The organism is Pseudomonas sp. UBA3149 (assembly GCF_002364655.1).
GTDB classification, from domain to species: Bacteria; Pseudomonadota; Gammaproteobacteria; order Pseudomonadales; family Pseudomonadaceae; genus Chryseomonas; species Chryseomonas luteola.
This window is the reverse complement of record NZ_DEYV01000030.1, coordinates 321,965-338,302: the sequence shown is the minus strand read 5'-3', so window position 1 is coordinate 338,302 and position 16,338 is coordinate 321,965. Positions and strand designations below refer to the sequence as shown.

Genomic DNA, 16,338 nt, shown 5'->3' with positions numbered 1-16,338 from the left:
CTTGCAGCAGGCTTCGACCGCTGTTTTGGCCCAGGCCAACCAGCTGCCGAACGCTGTGCTCAAGCTGCTCAACTAATGAGTGTTTGATGCAAGAGAAACGAGGGGATGCGAAAGCATCTCCTCGTTTTCTTGTTTGTGAGGTGATGGCATGGACATGAATGTCAGACTGAACACGGCTTATACCCAAGGCGGAAACGCCAGCAAAGTAAATACAGACTCCAGTGAAACTCAACTATCGAAGGATATGGCTTCGCCTGAGTCTAAAAAAACAAAGCCGGACGGCGAAACACTTGAGCAGGCTGTAAAAAGTATTCAAGAGTTTGTTGACTCGGTGCAGCGAAACCTTGAGTTCTCCATCGACGACAGTACCGGTGCGGTAGTCGTAAAGGTCATTGCCAGGGCAAGTGGTGAACTCATTCGGCAGTTGCCCTCGGAAGAAGCTCTCAAGCTGGCACAGAGCTTAAAGAATGAAAATCCAGCATTGATTCAAGATAAGGTCTAGTGGCTGGCCTGATTAATGCTTAGGCAATGATAACAGTGGCTACACAGTCAAAAGTTTGTTGAGGCGGGACTAATATGGCAGGCACATCAGTTAGCGGTATCGGTACGGGAATTGATACCAAATCTATCGTTACAGCTTTGGTCAATGCTGAAAAAGCACCCAAGCAAAACCAGATTGATACGCAAACCAAGAAGACCCAAACCACGCTTTCGGCTATTGGTAGCCTAAAAAGCGCTTTGGAGACCTTTCAGTCTGCATTGGATAAGCTGAATACAACGTCTTCATTCGTTGGTTTGAGCGCTAAATCATCTGATGAAAAGGTCGCTACCGTTACGTCCAGCAATAGCGCGGTAAATGGCTCTTACAAGCTTAACGTAAGTAATCTGGCCTCCGGCTCCAAAGTGGCGACGCAGGTCATGGCAACTGATGCCACAACTTCGGCTGCCGGTAAGCTGACCATTACTCAAGGCTCGGCCTCGGGTACGGGAACGTCATACGACATCGATATTCCGGCGGGAGCATCGCTTACGGGCGTACGTGACGCTATCAATCAGCAGCTGCAAACCAAAGGCATCACCGCCAACATCTTGAGTGATGCCAATGGTAGCCGTCTGGTATTGAGCTCGACGACTACAGGGTCGGGCACCGACCTGTCCATTTCTACTCAGGACAGCGCCCTGTCTTCCTTTCAGGTAGATGGTACCGCCCAAATCAAGGATGCTAACGGCAACTTGGTGAGCGGTTTTGTAGATGCACGACCCAAGGACGCCAGCTTTACAATTGACGGGTTGGCCATGACTAGCGCCAGCAATACACTGGACAAAACGATTAGTGGCTTGACTGTAAACCTGGTAAGTACCGGCTCTTCTACTGTTGAAGTTTCCACCGACAAGGAAGGGCTTAAAAAATCTGTTCAAACCTTCGTGGATGCATACAATGCTCTGATAAGCACCACGAGTTCTCTGACTAAGGTGTCTTCTACCGTCTCTTCTAGCTCGACCACCACTTCGGCTGCTGCTCTGACTGGTGATGCCACTGTTCGTAGTTTGCTCAGTGATATCCGTAATGAGCTGGTAAATACCCAGAGTTCAAGCTCTACAGGTATTAGCATGTTGTCCCAGCTGGGTATCATGACCAAGCAGGACGGCACGCTTGAGGTCAATAGCACGAAATTAGACAAGGCGCTGACAGAAAACTACTCTGCTGTTTCCGGTTTTTTTACCGGCGATACAGGAATTCTGAAGCGTCTGGATAACAAGGTGGATAGTTATACAGCGTCAAAAGGAATTTTGGATAATAGAAAGACGAGCCTTCAGAGTACTTTGGATAGCTTGTCTGATCAGCAGGATGCTCTAGATTTGCGTATTGAAAACCTTGAGGCTGCACTTAGCGCCAAGTATAACGCTATGGATACATTGGTTGCTCAATTAAATGCTACCAGTACGAGCGTTTTAACTACGCTAAATGCATTGAATAATAGAAAGGATTAATTAGTGTTAAGTATAAAAAACCCGGCTTGCCGGGTTTTTTATTATCTAGATTCAAGATAAGTGAGCTGGCATGTATAGTGCATATCATGCGCTTAGCAGCGTGTCGACTCACATTATTGACGCGCAATGGTATATCTCTTCAGAGGTCATCATGATCAACGGCGAAACGATTGGCTGCGCGATAGTTACCTGCAATCGACCAGACTCTTTCCTGAAACTGTATAAGAGTATTCCTAAGGATAAGATTGATTACTTTATTGTTGTAAACGATGGCGAATACTGTGCCATATTTAACGATATAAAGGTTGATGAGATTATCCATCATGAAACCAGCAAGGGTATTATTGCTTCGAAAAATTATGCATTGTCACGTTTCGTTGAGTATGGAATAGATCATGTTTTTCTGATTGAAGATAATGTCTACGTAACGAAAGATACTGTTTTTGATGAATATGTAAAAGCTTCAAAGATTAGTGGTATAGAACATTTCAATTATAGCCAGCAGGGTGTGGCCAATAAGATAGGCAAGGCTATGGTGCCAAATCCCAAAGCTGTTCTCGGCTACAAGGACATAAGAATTCCCTTGTATGGCAATCTTGTTGGCGCCTTTTCCTACTACTCGAAACGCTGTCTTGAAAGCGTCGGGCTAATGGATAGCCGTTACAAAAGTGCATTGGGCCATGCGGATCACGTCTGTAATATTATCAAGGCTGAATTGCATCCACCTTATCGATACTTTGCTGATATTGAGAATTCATGGCAGTTCTTTGGTGAAGAAAAGCTAGCTCAAGATGACGCTAACGTCCTAGAGAAAGAAAGTCCGAAACAAGACGATGAGGCAGAAGTAAATGTCTTTTCCGAAAAGCATAGCTTTGCTCCGAAAAAAGTGCCGGACGTAGGGTTGATAGGCGCAACGCATGCGATCAAAGCTTTAATGCTGAAAGCAGACCTGATCGGGACGGACGAGGAGTTCTACCGGTCCGTTAAGATTGAGAGAAAAAGCGAGTTTGACAATATTGGAGCTGATGCAGCCTTGAAGTTTTGGCTGTCGCGGAGAGCACCGACTGTATTGTCTTTAAAAGTTGTTGAGAAAAGTCTTCAAGAAAACTCCGGTGGGCCAAGGTTCGGTATTTTTGTTCTTGATCGGGATGGAAATATCAATAAGATAATTGAAACATTGCAGAGCCTAAACGACTGCTTTTATCAGAACTTCGATGTTGCGGTGTTATCGCCTCTGGATCTACCCAAGGATTCCGGTTCTGATGGTTTGCGCTTTATAAGATCAGAGGCTGATTTTATAAATGACGCAAACCGTGAAGTCGTTAATATTCATTGTGATTGGGTTTTAACAGTTCAGGCTGGAGAGATCTTTACGCAGTTCGGCTTGCTGACACTGGCCCAAGAGATAATTACAGTACCTGATTGTCAGGCTGTTTATGCAGATAACCTTTATAAGGAAGCCAATGGTTCGCTTGCTGCAGCTGCGCTGCGACCTGCATTCAGTTTGGATTATTTCTTGAGCTACCCTGAAGTCATGGCAACCCATTGGCTCATGAAAAAAGAGAAATTCATAGAGCTGGGCGGTTTCGATCCTGCGTTTGCTCAAGCCTATGAGTTCGATCTGCTGACGCGCTTTATTGAAAACAATGGTTTAGCAGGTATCGGTCATGTCGATGAGGCACTTCTGAGTATAGAAAAGCCTGCGTTTTGTGCATCGTCTGAAGAGCAAACTATTCTGGCGCGTCATTTAATCGCTCGTGGCTATGAGCACGCTCGTGTTTTGAGCCTAGGCGAGGGTCGTTATCGTGTTATCTATGGCCATGAAGCGCAGCCTCTCGTATCTATCGTAATTGCTGCAAAAACGACCCAGGCCAGTCTGGAGAGATGTCTTGAGAGCTTGCTTTCCAAAACATCCTACACTCGTTTTGAGCTTCTGATTGGGGCTGATGCAAGTTGTCCTGAATCTACGGTTGGCTGGCTAAGTGAGTTGAAAAAACTTGCCCTACCAAGACTTTCTATCACTGTGTATGACGAAAATCTGGATACAACCGTTATCCAGAATCAACTTTGCCGAGAAGCAAAGGGCGACTATGTTCTATTGTTATCACCAGATATAGAAATTACTCAGTCTTCATGGCTGGACGAGATGCTCAATCATGCATTAAGACCAGAAGTAGGAATTGTCGGTGCTAAAGTTCTATTTCCTACCGGATCTGTTCGTCATGCCGGAATGATCCTTGGTTTGCGTGGTCCGGTAGGCGCTGTGCACGTAGGCGAGTCAGCCAGCGCATCCGGCTACATGGAGCGCTTGGTGACTGACCAGAACTATAGTGTGGTCAGTTCGGATTGCATGTTAGTTAGACGCTCTGTCTATGAGCAGGTCGAAGGTCAGGACGAAGTCGTATTCAAGGCTGGTTACGCTGATCTGGATCTTTGCCTCAAGATTAAGACAGAGGGTTATTTGACTGTCTGGACGCCCTATGCGTTATTGACTCAGTGGGGTGGCGATGATAGCCGCAACGAAGACTATGATCGATACAACTCTTTACAAGCTGAGCGGCACGCCTTGTATGAAAGGTGGTTGCCATTATTGGCGCGAGATGCAGCTTATAACCAAAATCTTTCTCTGGATGGTTCCGGCTTCGAGCTGGCTTATGAGAAGGCGCGTGAGTGGAGCAAAATTGGTACAAGCTCTTTGCCAAGACTATTAGTACATCCCTCCGATGCGGGAGGTTGTGGGCATTACCGCCATCGCCAGCCTTTTAGAGCGATGCAGGAGGCCATGCTTGTTGACGGCGCAATTGTTGATAAGGCGATGCTGTCACCCGTAGAGCTTGAGCGGTTTGATCCCGATGTAATTTTATATCAGCGCCAGTTTACACCTCAGGGCATCAATCAGATCGAAGAGGGCCGTTATGCGTTTTCGAAGGCCTTCCGGGTTATTGATATGGATGACTACTATGTGGATGTCCCTAAAAAAAGCATTCACCGAAACGCAATGCCCAAGGATGTGGAAAAACTGATTCAGGTTGTTTTGGATAGGGTTGACCGTTTCGTTGCCTCAACGGCGCCTTTGGCTGACGCATTCTCTAAATATCACCGTGATATACGTGTGATGCCTAACTATTTGCCTGTGGATTGGTGGGGTAACTTAAAGGCAGAACGACGTGTTGGGCCCAAACCACGAGTGGGTTGGATTGGTGGTACCAGCCATACAGGAGATCTGGAGCTTCTTGTTGATGTGCTCAAGGAGCTGGCGGATGAAGTGGATTGGATATTCATGGGTATGTGCCCTGAACTGTTACGCCCTTACATCAAGGAGTTTCACAAGCCTGTATCTATTGAGTCTTACCCGGAAAAAATGGCCAGCCTGAATCTTGATCTGGCATTGGCGCCTTTGGAGCAGAACCGTTTTAACGAATGCAAAACGAATCTGCGCTTGCTGGAGTATGGAGCTTGTGGGTTCCCGGTCATCTGTACTGATATCGTGACCTTCCGTTCTGGCTTGCCCGTAACATTCGTGCAAAACGAGACAAAGGCCTGGGTGGATGCCATCCGCATGCATCTGTCCGATATGGATGCTACGGCCAAGGCGGGTGACGCGCTTCGTGAAGCGGTCCTGAGAGACTGGATGTTGAATGGTAGTCGTCTTGAAGCATGGCGCGATGCGTGGCTACCTGACTGATCATTAGGGTGCTGTTCATGCTGGGCATAAAGAGTGGTCTACCTGCTCTTTATGTCCAGCCATTTACGTTTGCCGATAGCCACCTGGTTCTAGTTGTCAGCAAAAGTTTTCATCTTCTTTTAAAGCTTTCGCGTTCAAGGCCGACATTATCTACATCAAATTTATACGTGAGGAATTTATTCCATGTATACGCAATCGGCCATGCGCCACTATCAGCAGGTCAGCACTCAGGCTCAAGTATTGGAAGCGAGCCCCCATCGTCTCATCCAGATGTTGATGGAGGGCGGCTTGTCGCGGCTCGCGCAGGCTAAAGGTGCCATGAGTCGCGGCCAGATCGCGGAAAAAGGGGTTCTGATTGGCAAGGCCATCGATATCATTGGCGGCCTTCGAGAAGCTTTGGATCCTGAAAAGGGCGGACAGATCGCCAGTAACCTAAACGAACTTTATGTGTACATGACAACCAGTCTGATCGAGGCAAACCGTAAGAACGATATGGCCAAGATTGATGAAGTTGCCAAGCTTCTGCGTACCATCAAAGAGGGTTGGGACGGTATCGCACCCGCAGCCTGAGAGCATTGGAGATCGGGTTATGTCACTGGCAATCAAAAGAATAGACGAGACGCGGGAAGCCTTGGCTGCCGCGCTCGATAATCAAGACTGGGATGCCATAGGGCCGCTGGACTTTGCCTGCCGCCTTTATATAGATGAGGCAATGCAAGAGCTGCCGCGTAATGATTATGCTTTACGTTTAAGTTTGGAGCAGTTACTGGCTTTTTATGGAAAGCTGATATACGCAAGTCGTATGCAACGTAATGAAGTTGCAAAAGAAGCGTCTCGCATGAAGCGTTCTAAGAAAGCGGCCAATGTTTACAAGTTATTTGGCTAAGAATACGACCAGCGGAATAAATTTAAAGTAAGAAAAACACGTCATAAAATTGACTCTGTTCCCACTTTTGACTTTACTAGGGCTATGCCTGTTAGTGGTCTTTGGCGGAAAGGGAATAATTGAAGATGTGGCGTGAAACTAAAATCCTCCTGATAGAAGATGACGCGAAGCGTCGCCACGATCTTGCCGTCATTCTGGCCTTTCTAGGCGAAGAACATGTCGCCTGTACGAGCGCTGATTGGGAGCAGGCTGTCGAGTCGTTTGAAAGTAGTCGAGCAGTACTGTGTGTTTTGCTGGGCCAGATCGACGCGCAGGGGGGGAGCGTCGAGCTGCTAAAAAAGCTGGGAGCGTTTGACGAGGTCCTCCCTATTCTATTGCTAGGTGCCGTCACGTACAGCGACTGGCCGGATGATGTCCGGCGGCGCATCCTGGCGACCTTAGAGGTTCCGGTTAAATACAACCAGCTGCTCGACTCGCTCCATCGCGCTCAGGTCTATCGAGATATGTATGATCAGGCGCGAGACCGCGGACGCCAGCGTGAGCCCAATCTTTTCCGTAGCCTGGTCGGCACCAGCCGCGCCATTCAAGGCGTGCGGAAAATGATGCAGCAAGTCGCGGATACCGAAGCCAGTGTCTTGATTCTCGGTGAGTCAGGTACAGGTAAGGAGGTTGTTGCGCGCAACCTGCATTTCCATTCAAAACGTAAAGACGGCCCTTTTGTTCCAGTAAACTGCGGCGCAATTCCAGCTGAATTGCTGGAAAGTGAGCTGTTCGGTCATGAGAAGGGTGCGTTTACCGGGGCCATTACCAACCGCGCCGGGCGGTTCGAGCTGGCCAACACCGGTACGCTTTTCCTGGACGAGATCGGCGATATGCCACTCAACATGCAGGTCAAGCTGTTACGTGTGTTGCAGGAGCGTACCTACGAGCGTGTGGGCAGTAACAAGACTCAAACAGTCGATGTGCGCATCATTGCAGCAACTCACAAGAATCTTGAGAAGATGATCGAGGATGGGTCCTTCCGTGAGGACTTGTTCTATCGTCTTAACGTTTTTCCAATCGATATGCCGCCCCTGCGGGATCGTGCAGAAGATATTCCGCTGCTCATCAATGAGTTGATTTCCCGTATGGAGCATGAAAAGCGCGGCTCCATCCGCTTTAACTCGGCGGCTATTATGTCGCTGTGCCGGCACAGCTGGCCGGGTAACGTGCGTGAGCTTGCCAACCTGGTTGAGCGACTGGCGATCATGCATCCCTATGGTGTTATCGGTGTAGCTGAGCTGCCACAGAAATTCCGTTACGTAGAAGATGAAAACGACGCAATGACCACATCCTTGCGTGAAGAACTTGAAGAGCGTGAAGCGGTAGCGCTAGCCAGTCTCCCGGGTCCGGCAGCATCCTCTGCACTACTGCCGTCAGAAGGGCTGGATCTCAAGGATTATCTGGCGAATCTTGAGCAAAGCCTTATCCAGCAAGCCCTTGATGATGCTGGCGGTGTGGTCGCTCGGGCAGCCGAGCGCTTGCGTATCAGGCGTACTACTCTGGTCGAAAAGATGCGCAAGTATGGTATGGGTCGCCGTGAGGACGAACTGGCGGATGAGGAATAACGCTTGCCTCTGAGGCGCCTCTACTAACGGCACGCAGCTTGCACACTCTCTGTTTGGTGACGACTTCCTGTCATTAAACAGAGAGTACCGCATGAGTTCATCTGTAACGCCGGTTCCTTCTAATACGCCTTCTACGGATGACGTCAGACGAACACTTGAGCAGGCTAGTGTTCTGTTTGAGCCCATCTCCGATCTGTTCAATGAGCCGTATGGCTGGCTTGAAGATCGTCTATCGGATCTGAAAGGTGAGCTTGCACGCGAAACCGCCCAACGTATTCAGGAGTTGGCAGAGAAGGAGCGGCTGGCTAACCGACTGCAAAGTCTTCTCGATATTCTTCCGGCCGGCATTATCGTTCTGGATGGGCAGGGCGTTGTCTGCGAGGCCAATCCTATTGCAGTCGGTCTACTAGGCGAGCCGCTGGTAGGAACGCTTTGGCGGGACGTTATCGGTCGCTGCTTCGCGCCTCGCAAAGATGATGGGCATGAGGTATCACTCAAAAGTGGTCGTCGGGTGTCATTGGCGACACGCTCGCTGGACGGTGAACCCGGTCAGCTCATCATGCTGAGCGATATGACTGAAACGCGCCGCCTTCAAGAGCAGCTGGCTCGCCATGAGCGCTTATCCTCCATGGGGCGCATGGTTGCTTCGCTTGCGCATCAGATTCGTACACCTTTATCTGCCGCCATGTTGTATGCAGGCCACCTGTCTGAGCGTCCGTTGCCATTCGAGCAGCAGCAACGATTTGCCAGCCGACTCAAAGATCGCCTCCATGAGCTTGAGAACCAGGTTCAGGATATGTTGATCTTTGCGCGCGGTGAGCTGCCGCTCAATGATCGAGTTTCTCCCGTTCAGTTGTTCGCTGCCATCCAGTCAATTGCCAATCCCTACCTGGAAGATCTGCAATTGCGATGGCAATGCGACGCATTTGTAGGAGAAGTGCTTTGTAACCGGGACACGTTTGTAGGTGCAGTCATGAATGTTGTCCATAACGCTGTACAGGCCGCAGGCAAGACCGCGCGGTACAAGATTCACGCGTACGCCAGGCAGGACACCTTGAGGTTGTCCATCAGCGACAGCGGCCCCGGTATGACCGTTGAAACGGTAAGGCGGCTTGGCGAGCCATTTTTCACCACCAAACTCATGGGAACCGGCCTTGGCATGACTGTAGCCAGGACCGTAGCCAAGGCTCACCACGGCGACCTGTTGATTCGCTCCAGGCCAGGCAGGGGAACCTGTATGACATTTGTCTTGCCGCTTAATGGACCGCGATTGGTGCTGATGGAGAATCCCCTATGAGCGCTCGTATTCTGCTGGTAGAGGACGATGCAGCCCTGCGCGAAGCACTGGAGGATACGCTAGAGGTCGGTGGCTTCGATTTCGACTCGGTCGACAGCGCAGAGTCTGCACTGGTAGCACTGGGTCAGAGCGCTTATGGGCTGGTCATCAGTGATGTGAACATGGGCGGCATGGATGGTCATCAGCTCATGGCATGTATTCAGCAGAGACAATGGCATGTACCGGTCCTGCTGATGACCGCGTTTGGCTCCATTCAGCGTGCTGTGGATGCTATGCGGCAAGGCGCTGTGGATTATCTGGTCAAGCCATTCGACCCTCGGGTGCTGCTGGAGCGAGTCGAGCGTTATGTAAGCCATTCAGTCGCTGATGAACAAGACAGTCCAGTTGCCCAAGAGCCGGCAAGTCGTCAGCTCCTGGCCTTGGCGGCCCGGGTTGCAAAAAGTGACTCAACCGTGCTGATTTCTGGCGAATCCGGTACAGGGAAAGAAGTATTGGCTCGTTATATCCATCTGCAATCAACGCGTGCAGCCGGACCTTTCGTAGCCATCAACTGCGCAGCCATCCCGGATAACATGCTCGAAGCTACCTTGTTTGGTCATGAGAAGGGCGCTTTTACCGGTGCCATAGCCTCCCAGCCAGGCAAGTTCGAGTTGGCTGATGGTGGCACCATTCTGCTGGATGAAGTATCCGAGATGCCATTAGGGTTACAGGCCAAGCTTCTGCGGGTGCTTCAAGAGCGAGAAGTAGAGCGTGTTGGTGCGCGCAAACCCAAGCAGGTGGATATTCGAGTGTTGGCAACCACCAACCGGGACCTTTCTTCTGAGGTAGCCGCCGGGCGCTTTCGAGAAGACTTGTATTATCGACTGTCTGTTTTTCCCTTGGCATGGCGACCGCTTCGTGAGCGCCCTGCGGATATTCTGCCGCTTGCAGATCGGCTTTTGAAAAAGCATGCCGCCAGGGCAGGGCAGAGCGGTATTGTGTTTTCGGAAGAAGCTGCCAGGCTGCTTCAGCACTACGGTTGGCCGGGAAATGTTCGCGAATTGGATAATGCGGTTCAGCGAGCCTTGATTCTGCAGCAGGCGGGTACCATTGAGCCTGAAGACCTATGCCTTGACGGTGCTCCCGGATTTGTTGCGCGTGATATCGCTCCGCCAGTGACTGCGGTCAAAGCGCCTTTAAGTCCTATCGCTCTTGATGAATCACTAACTGCAGGAGCGTTGGGAGATGACCTGCGTCGCCGTGAATTCGAGGTCATCATGGAAACGTTACGTGCTGAGCGAGGAAGGCGTAAGGAAGCGGCTGATCGGCTGGGTATCAGTGCACGCACCCTGCGTTACAAGCTTGCACAGATGCGTGAGGCCGGTATTGATATCGAAGCCTATCTCTATGCCAGCTAGACCCCGGCCATGAGCCGGGGTCAAAGGCGTCAATCGCCAGAGCTCAGGTCCATCTCTTTGTACCGAACCAGTCGGCTGCGGTGCTTGAAGCGGTAGCCCAGCCAGATCAGCAGGAACAGAGGGATGCTGATGTAGGTTGCTGCCAGACCTGCCCAGTCGATCTGCTCGCCAATAAGCGCCGTGTAGTTCTGCCCCATGGTAATGAATAGGCACAGAGCGAACGCAAGAAGCGGCCCGAAGGGGAAGAGTTTGGCCCGGTAGGGCAGGTCTTCGAGTCTTCCACCCTGAGCGATATAGCCTTTGCGGAATCGATAATGGGAAATGGCAATGCCCAGCCAGGCAATGAAGCCACACATGCCTGAGGTATTCAGAAGCCAGGTATAAAGTACTTTATCGCCAACAATTGAGGTCAAAAAGCACAGGGCGCCTACCAGTGTAGTCGCGTACAGGGCATTACGTGGAATGCCGTTTCGCGAGACCTTGGCAAACAGACGGGGGGCTTTACCCTGCTCGGCCAGGCTAAATAGCATGCGCGTCGAGGCGTACATGCCAGAAGTTCCGGCAGACAGAATGGCAGAAAGAATGACAGCATTCATGATGCCAGCTGCAGCAGCGAAGCCTGCACGTTCAAACAGCAGCGTAAACGGGGAAACGCTAATGTCACTGGCTTCGTTTTGCAGCAAGCGTGGGTCGGTATAAGAGATCAGCATGGCAATCACAAAGATCGCCAGAATGTAGAACATCAGGATGCGCCAGAAAACCTGACGGATAGCGATTGGAATGTTCTTTTTCGGATTTTCGGACTCACCTGCTGCCACGCCAATCAGCTCGGTTCCCTGGAAGGAAAAGCCTGCAATCATGGCCACGCCTACCATTGCCTGAAGACCACCCACGAAAGGCGCTTCACCAAGCGTGAAATTGGAGAAACCCGGGGCTTCAACGCCGTGCATGATGCCAAAGATGCTGGCTAGACCAATGCCAATAAAGATGACTACTGTCAGGACCTTGATCAGGGCAAACCAGAATTCGCTTTCTCCAAATCCGCGCGCTGAAAAGACATTCAGCAGGAACATCAAGGCAAGAAAGCCCGCGCTCCAGATGATTCCGGGAACATCCGGAAACCAGAAGCTCATGATCAACTGCGCAGCGACAAGTTCGGCTGCAATGGTCACTGCCCAGTTATACCAATAGTTCCAACCCAGGGCGAAGCCAAAACCATCTTCAACGAAGCGGCTTCCATAGGTGCTAAAGGAGCCTGAAACGGGCATATAGGCCGCCATCTCGCCGAGGCTCGTCATGAGGAAATACACCATCAGACCAATCAGGGCGTAGGCGAGCAGGGCACCACCAGGACCTGCTGAGGCGATGGTCGCGCCTGACGCAACGAAAAGTCCTGTGCCGATCGAGCCCCCAATGGCAATCATGTTCAGATGCCTGGGTTTCAGTACCCGGTTCAGGTGGGGCTTTTCCGCCGTGGTGGCTTGCTCTGCTGTAGATTGCCCCTGCGAGGCGGTCGGTTGTTCCGGAGGGAGGGAGACGGCAGTCATAAACAAAAGGTCCAACTAGGGCAGCAAGGGTCTGGTGATAGGCTCCAGACTCGGATAGTGCTCACCGGTATTGCCAGTGAAAGGGTTCTTACAGTGCAGGCAACTGCCTATGGCAGCACCTGATTGCAAAGCAGAGTTTGCAAAAAGGGCGGGAGTGTACAGCAAAAGGAAAACACGGGGCGCTTGATCGCCATTGAATTTCTGCATGAACGCTACCGTATGAAGCCTGGATGCGCCCATAAAAAAACCCAGCCACTGGCTGGGTTTTGAATTTGGCTCCGCGACCTGGACTCGAACCAGGGACCCAATGATTAACAGTCATTTGCTCTACCGACTGAGCTATCGCGGAACAACGAAACGTATCTTACTGATTGCTAAGGAGAAGTCAACACTTCTCCTTAGACAAAAAAACGTTAGAGAACTTCGGCGATAGCCTTGATAACCGCGTCCAGATTGTTCCTGTTCAGTGCCGCTACACAGATTCTGCCAGTTCCTACCGCGTAGATACCAAACTCAGCTTTCAGGCGATCAACTTGGTCGGTCGTCAGTCCTGAATAGGAGAACATGCCGCGCTGTCCATTGACGAAGCTGAAATCGCGTTTGGCACCGGCTGCATTGAGTCCTTCCACCAGAGCATGGCGCATGCTACGGATGCGATCACGCATTTCTGCCAGTTCGGCCTCCCACATTGCGCGTAGCTCTGGATCGCGCAGAACAGTCGCAACGATCGTGGCACCGTGCGTCGGCGGATTGGAGTAATTGGTGCGTACCACACGCTTGACTTGCGACAGCACTCGAGCGGTTTCCTCGCGATCAGCCGTTACGATCGAAAGTGCGCCGACGCGCTCGCCATAGAGAGAAAATGATTTTGAGAACGAGCTAGAAACGAAAAAGGTCAGGCCTGATTCGGCAAACAGGCGGACAGCAGCAGCATCTTCCTCGATGCCATCGCCAAATCCCTGATAAGCGATATCCAGGAAGGGCACGTGCTCTCGCGTCTTGATGACTTCCAGCACTTCCTTCCAGTCGTCCAGCTGCAGATCGACACCGGTCGGGTTATGGCAGCATGCATGCAATACCACAATGGAATGCGGAGGAAGGGCGTTAAGGTCTTCCAGCAGGCCGCCGCGGTTCAGGCCATTCGTGGCAGCATGGTAGTAGCGATAGTTTTGTACAGGGAAGCCTGCCGCCTCGAATAGGGCACGATGGTTCTCCCAGCTCGGATCACTGATGGCTACCGTAGCATCAGGCAGGAGACGCTTGAGAAAATCAGCGCCAACCTTTAATGCACCGGTTCCACCCAATGCCTGAATGGTAGCAACACGGCCTTCACTGATCAGTGGAGAGCCCTGACCGAACAGCAGGGTTTGCACTGCTTCGTCATAAGCGGCAATACCGTCAATGGGCAGGTATCCACGCGGCGCGCGGGCTACAACGCGTTTCTTTTCCGCTTCTTCTACGGCGCGTAGCAGGGGGATGCGGCCCTGCTCGTCGTAATAGACACCAACGCCCAGGTTGACCTTGGTAGGGCGGGCATCGGCATTGAAGGCTTCGTTTAGGCCCAGGATTGGATCACGGGCAGCCATTTCGACGGCAGAGAACAAACTCATTGTGCGCAAGCTCGATTTAGAAGAATGAAAACACGCACAAGACCCGATTGCCGTTGTGCGCAAGCGGGGTGACAGTATAGCGGGCATCGTGTGTCGGGGCGACAAAAAACAGGTCCCGCTTGGCAGTAACTAGACTAATGTTCAATGCTTGAAAAATATGCTGTCAGGACGCATCTAAAAGAGTCTGGATAGCAATGTCATTCCAGGAGTACAGACAACGAAACGCTGGGTTCGTGTTGGTTATTTGGGGTGCATCTCGGGCAGGATGGCTCTCTGCACCTCCTCTTGAGGAAGCTCATGTCTGCATTTCAATTGTCTACACGTTATACCCCGGCTGGTGACCAGCCGGAGGCGATTCGCCAGATGGTCGAAGGGATCAATGCTGGCCTGTCACATCAAACCTTGCTGGGTGTGACCGGTTCGGGCAAAACCTTCAGTATCGCCAACGTCATCGCTCAGATTCAGCGACCCACGATCGTGCTGGCACCCAATAAAACATTGGCGGCTCAGCTGTACGGCGAATTCAAGGCCTTTTTTCCTGATAATGCCGTCGAGTACTTCGTCTCTTACTATGACTACTATCAGCCAGAAGCCTATGTGCCTTCCTCGGATACCTTTATCGAGAAGGATTCGTCTATCAACGATCACATTGAGCAGATGCGACTGTCGGCAACCAAGGCATTATTGGAGCGCCGTGATGCAATCATCGTAGCGTCAGTATCCTCCATCTACGGCTTGGGCGATCCCAAGGCTTACCTCAAGATGGTGCTGCATCTGGATCGCGGAGACCGTATCGACCAGCGCACACTGCTACGGCGTCTGACTGAATTGCAGTATTCGCGCAACGATATGGAGTTCTCCCGTGCAACGTTTCGGGTGCGTGGTGATGTGATCGATATTTACCCGGCTGAGTCTGACCTTGAGGCTATTCGCGTAGAGCTATTTGATGATGAGGTGGAAAATCTTTCTGCCTTCGATCCCTTGACGGGGGAGGTCATCAGAAAGCTGCCGCGTTTTACCTTCTATCCCAAGACGCATTACGCCACGCCACGCGATACGCTGCTTGAGGCCATTGAGCATATCAAGGCGGAGCTCAAGGATCGGCTGGAATTCCTGCGTACGCAAAACCGCCTGCTTGAGGCGCAGCGACTTGAACAGCGAACCCGCTTTGATCTGGAAATGATCATGGAGCTGGGTTACTGCAATGGCATCGAAAACTACTCGCGGTATCTGTCCGGGCGGGCTCCTGGTGAGCCGCCGCCAACCCTGTATGACTATCTACCTCCTGATGCGCTGCTGGTGATCGACGAATCTCACGTAACCGTGCCGCAGATAGGGGCGATGTTCAAGGGCGATCGCTCACGCAAAGAGACGCTGGTCGAGTATGGCTTCCGACTGCCTTCGGCTCTGGATAATCGCCCGCTGCGATTCGAGGAGTGGGAAGCGGGGAGCCCGCAAACCATATTTGTATCAGCAACGCCAGGGCCTTATGAAGCAGAGCATGCCGGCCGTGTTATTGAGCAGGTGGTGCGCCCGACAGGCCTGGTCGATCCAGAGATTGAAATCCGCCCGGCAACGACACAGGTAGATGATCTGCTTTCTGAAATCCGCTTGCGAGTAGCCAAGGATGAGCGTGTCCTGGTGACAACCCTTACCAAGCGCATGGCTGAAGACCTGACGGACTATCTGGCCGATCATGATGTTCGGGTTCGCTATTTGCACTCTGACATCGATACGGTAGAGCGGGTAGAGATCATTCGCGATCTCCGAATGGGAACGTTCGATGTGCTCGTCGGTATCAACCTGCTCCGTGAGGGACTGGATATGCCGGAGGTTTCGCTGGTTGCGATCTTGGATGCTGACAAGGAAGGCTTCTTGCGTTCAGAGCGTTCTCTTATCCAGACGATTGGTCGTGCAGCACGTAACCTGAGCGGCAAGGCGATTCTCTATGCCGATTCGATGACAGGCTCCATGCAGCGTGCCATTGATGAAACAGAGCGGCGCCGAGCCAAGCAATTGGCCTTTAACGAGGCTAATGGCATTGTGCCCAAGGGAATCAAGAAGGATATCCGCGATATCATGGAAGGTGCGGCTGTTCCGGGTGCCCGCGGTAAGCGTCGTGCCGCCAAGGCAGCCGAGGACAGCGGTCGTTATGAGGCCGAGCTGCGTTCACCGGCAGATATCACCAAGCGGATCGCTCAGCTTGAAGAGCGTATGCTCAAGCTGGCGCGTGATCTGGAATTTGAAGCCGCAGCCAAAATGCGTGATGAAATCCAGCAACTGCGTGAGCGCCTCATGACGGCTTGAGTGAGTGTCA

Annotated in this window: 11 protein-coding genes and 1 tRNA gene; 9 read left to right on the top strand and 3 right to left on the bottom strand. The window is 51.5% G+C overall.

The window, feature by feature from the left end:
* Positions 1-148: 148 nt before the first annotated feature.
* The 8 genes from B3729_RS19525 (at position 149) to B3729_RS19490 (ending at position 10,864) form a co-directional block, all read left to right on the top strand.
* Complete coding sequence (locus tag B3729_RS19525; RefSeq protein WP_286788748.1) at positions 149-502, top strand: flagellar protein FlaG; 354 nt, start codon at positions 149-151, stop codon at positions 500-502.
* Positions 503-576: 74 nt separating this feature from the next.
* On the top strand, positions 577-1,992 hold the full coding sequence (gene fliD, locus B3729_RS19520) for a flagellar filament capping protein FliD (protein ID WP_286788747.1): 1,416 nt from the start codon (positions 577-579) through the stop codon (positions 1,990-1,992).
* Between the two features lie 151 nt (positions 1,993-2,143).
* Entirely contained in the window at positions 2,144-5,677 is a 3,534-nt protein-coding gene (locus B3729_RS19515) for a glycosyltransferase (protein WP_286788746.1), read from the top strand.
* Between the two features lie 183 nt (positions 5,678-5,860).
* Positions 5,861-6,247 (top strand): flagellar export chaperone FliS, encoded by a 387-nt coding sequence (fliS, locus tag B3729_RS19510; protein WP_286788745.1) that lies wholly within the window; start codon positions 5,861-5,863, stop codon positions 6,245-6,247.
* A 19-nt stretch (positions 6,248-6,266) separates the two neighbouring features.
* Positions 6,267-6,563: a flagellar protein FliT gene (locus tag B3729_RS19505; RefSeq protein WP_286788744.1), complete on the top strand. Its 297-nt coding sequence runs from the start codon at positions 6,267-6,269 to the stop codon at positions 6,561-6,563.
* 125 nt (positions 6,564-6,688) lie between these two features.
* Positions 6,689-8,170 carry a sigma-54 dependent transcriptional regulator gene (locus B3729_RS19500; RefSeq protein ID WP_074825199.1) on the top strand — a complete coding sequence of 494 codons (1,482 nt, stop codon included), beginning with the start codon at positions 6,689-6,691 and terminating at the stop codon, positions 8,168-8,170.
* Positions 8,171-8,261: 91 nt separating this feature from the next.
* On the top strand, positions 8,262-9,467 hold the full coding sequence (locus B3729_RS19495) for a sensor histidine kinase (RefSeq protein ID WP_286788743.1): 1,206 nt from the start codon (positions 8,262-8,264) through the stop codon (positions 9,465-9,467).
* Positions 9,464-10,864: a sigma-54-dependent transcriptional regulator gene (locus B3729_RS19490; RefSeq protein WP_286788742.1), complete on the top strand. Its 1,401-nt coding sequence runs from the start codon at positions 9,464-9,466 to the stop codon at positions 10,862-10,864. Before B3729_RS19495 ends, B3729_RS19490 begins: the two co-directional genes overlap by 4 nt.
* A 29-nt stretch (positions 10,865-10,893) precedes the next feature.
* Here B3729_RS19490 and B3729_RS19485 read toward each other — a convergent pair whose 3' ends face one another.
* The 3 genes from B3729_RS19485 to B3729_RS19475 all read right to left on the bottom strand — a co-directional run bounded on the left by B3729_RS19485 (position 10,894) and on the right by B3729_RS19475 (position 14,021).
* A complete protein-coding gene (locus tag B3729_RS19485) occupies positions 10,894-12,411 on the bottom strand; it encodes an amino acid permease (protein ID WP_286788741.1) in 1,518 nt (505 codons plus the stop codon).
* Between the two features lie 273 nt (positions 12,412-12,684).
* Positions 12,685-12,760: transfer RNA gene (locus tag B3729_RS19480), tRNA-Asn, on the bottom strand.
* 64 nt (positions 12,761-12,824) lie between these two features.
* Positions 12,825-14,021, bottom strand: coding sequence for an amino acid aminotransferase (locus B3729_RS19475; RefSeq protein WP_150347646.1), 1,197 nt, complete (start codon positions 14,019-14,021; stop codon positions 12,825-12,827).
* A 297-nt stretch (positions 14,022-14,318) separates the two neighbouring features.
* On the opposite strand from B3729_RS19475, the gene uvrB reads away from it, so the two are divergent.
* Positions 14,319-16,328: an excinuclease ABC subunit UvrB gene (gene uvrB / locus B3729_RS19470; protein WP_286788740.1), complete on the top strand. Its 2,010-nt coding sequence runs from the start codon at positions 14,319-14,321 to the stop codon at positions 16,326-16,328.
* Positions 16,329-16,338: the final 10 nt, after the last annotated feature.

Coding starts and splice junctions, on each gene's coding strand:
- B3729_RS19490 (WP_286788742.1), top strand. CDS start 9,464: ATGAGCGCTCGTATTCTGCTGGTAGAGGACGATGCAGCCCTGCGCGAA.
- B3729_RS19475 (WP_150347646.1), bottom strand. CDS start 14,021: ATGAGTTTGTTCTCTGCCGTCGAAATGGCTGCCCGTGATCCAATCCTG.
- uvrB (WP_286788740.1), top strand. CDS start 14,319: ATGTCTGCATTTCAATTGTCTACACGTTATACCCCGGCTGGTGACCAG.
- fliD (WP_286788747.1), top strand. CDS start 577: ATGGCAGGCACATCAGTTAGCGGTATCGGTACGGGAATTGATACCAAA.
- B3729_RS19525 (WP_286788748.1), top strand. CDS start 149: ATGGACATGAATGTCAGACTGAACACGGCTTATACCCAAGGCGGAAAC.
- B3729_RS19495 (WP_286788743.1), top strand. CDS start 8,262: ATGAGTTCATCTGTAACGCCGGTTCCTTCTAATACGCCTTCTACGGAT.
- B3729_RS19485 (WP_286788741.1), bottom strand. CDS start 12,411: ATGACTGCCGTCTCCCTCCCTCCGGAACAACCGACCGCCTCGCAGGGG.
- B3729_RS19500 (WP_074825199.1), top strand. CDS start 6,689: ATGTGGCGTGAAACTAAAATCCTCCTGATAGAAGATGACGCGAAGCGT.
- fliS (WP_286788745.1), top strand. CDS start 5,861: ATGTATACGCAATCGGCCATGCGCCACTATCAGCAGGTCAGCACTCAG.
- B3729_RS19505 (WP_286788744.1), top strand. CDS start 6,267: ATGTCACTGGCAATCAAAAGAATAGACGAGACGCGGGAAGCCTTGGCT.
- B3729_RS19515 (WP_286788746.1), top strand. CDS start 2,144: ATGATCAACGGCGAAACGATTGGCTGCGCGATAGTTACCTGCAATCGA.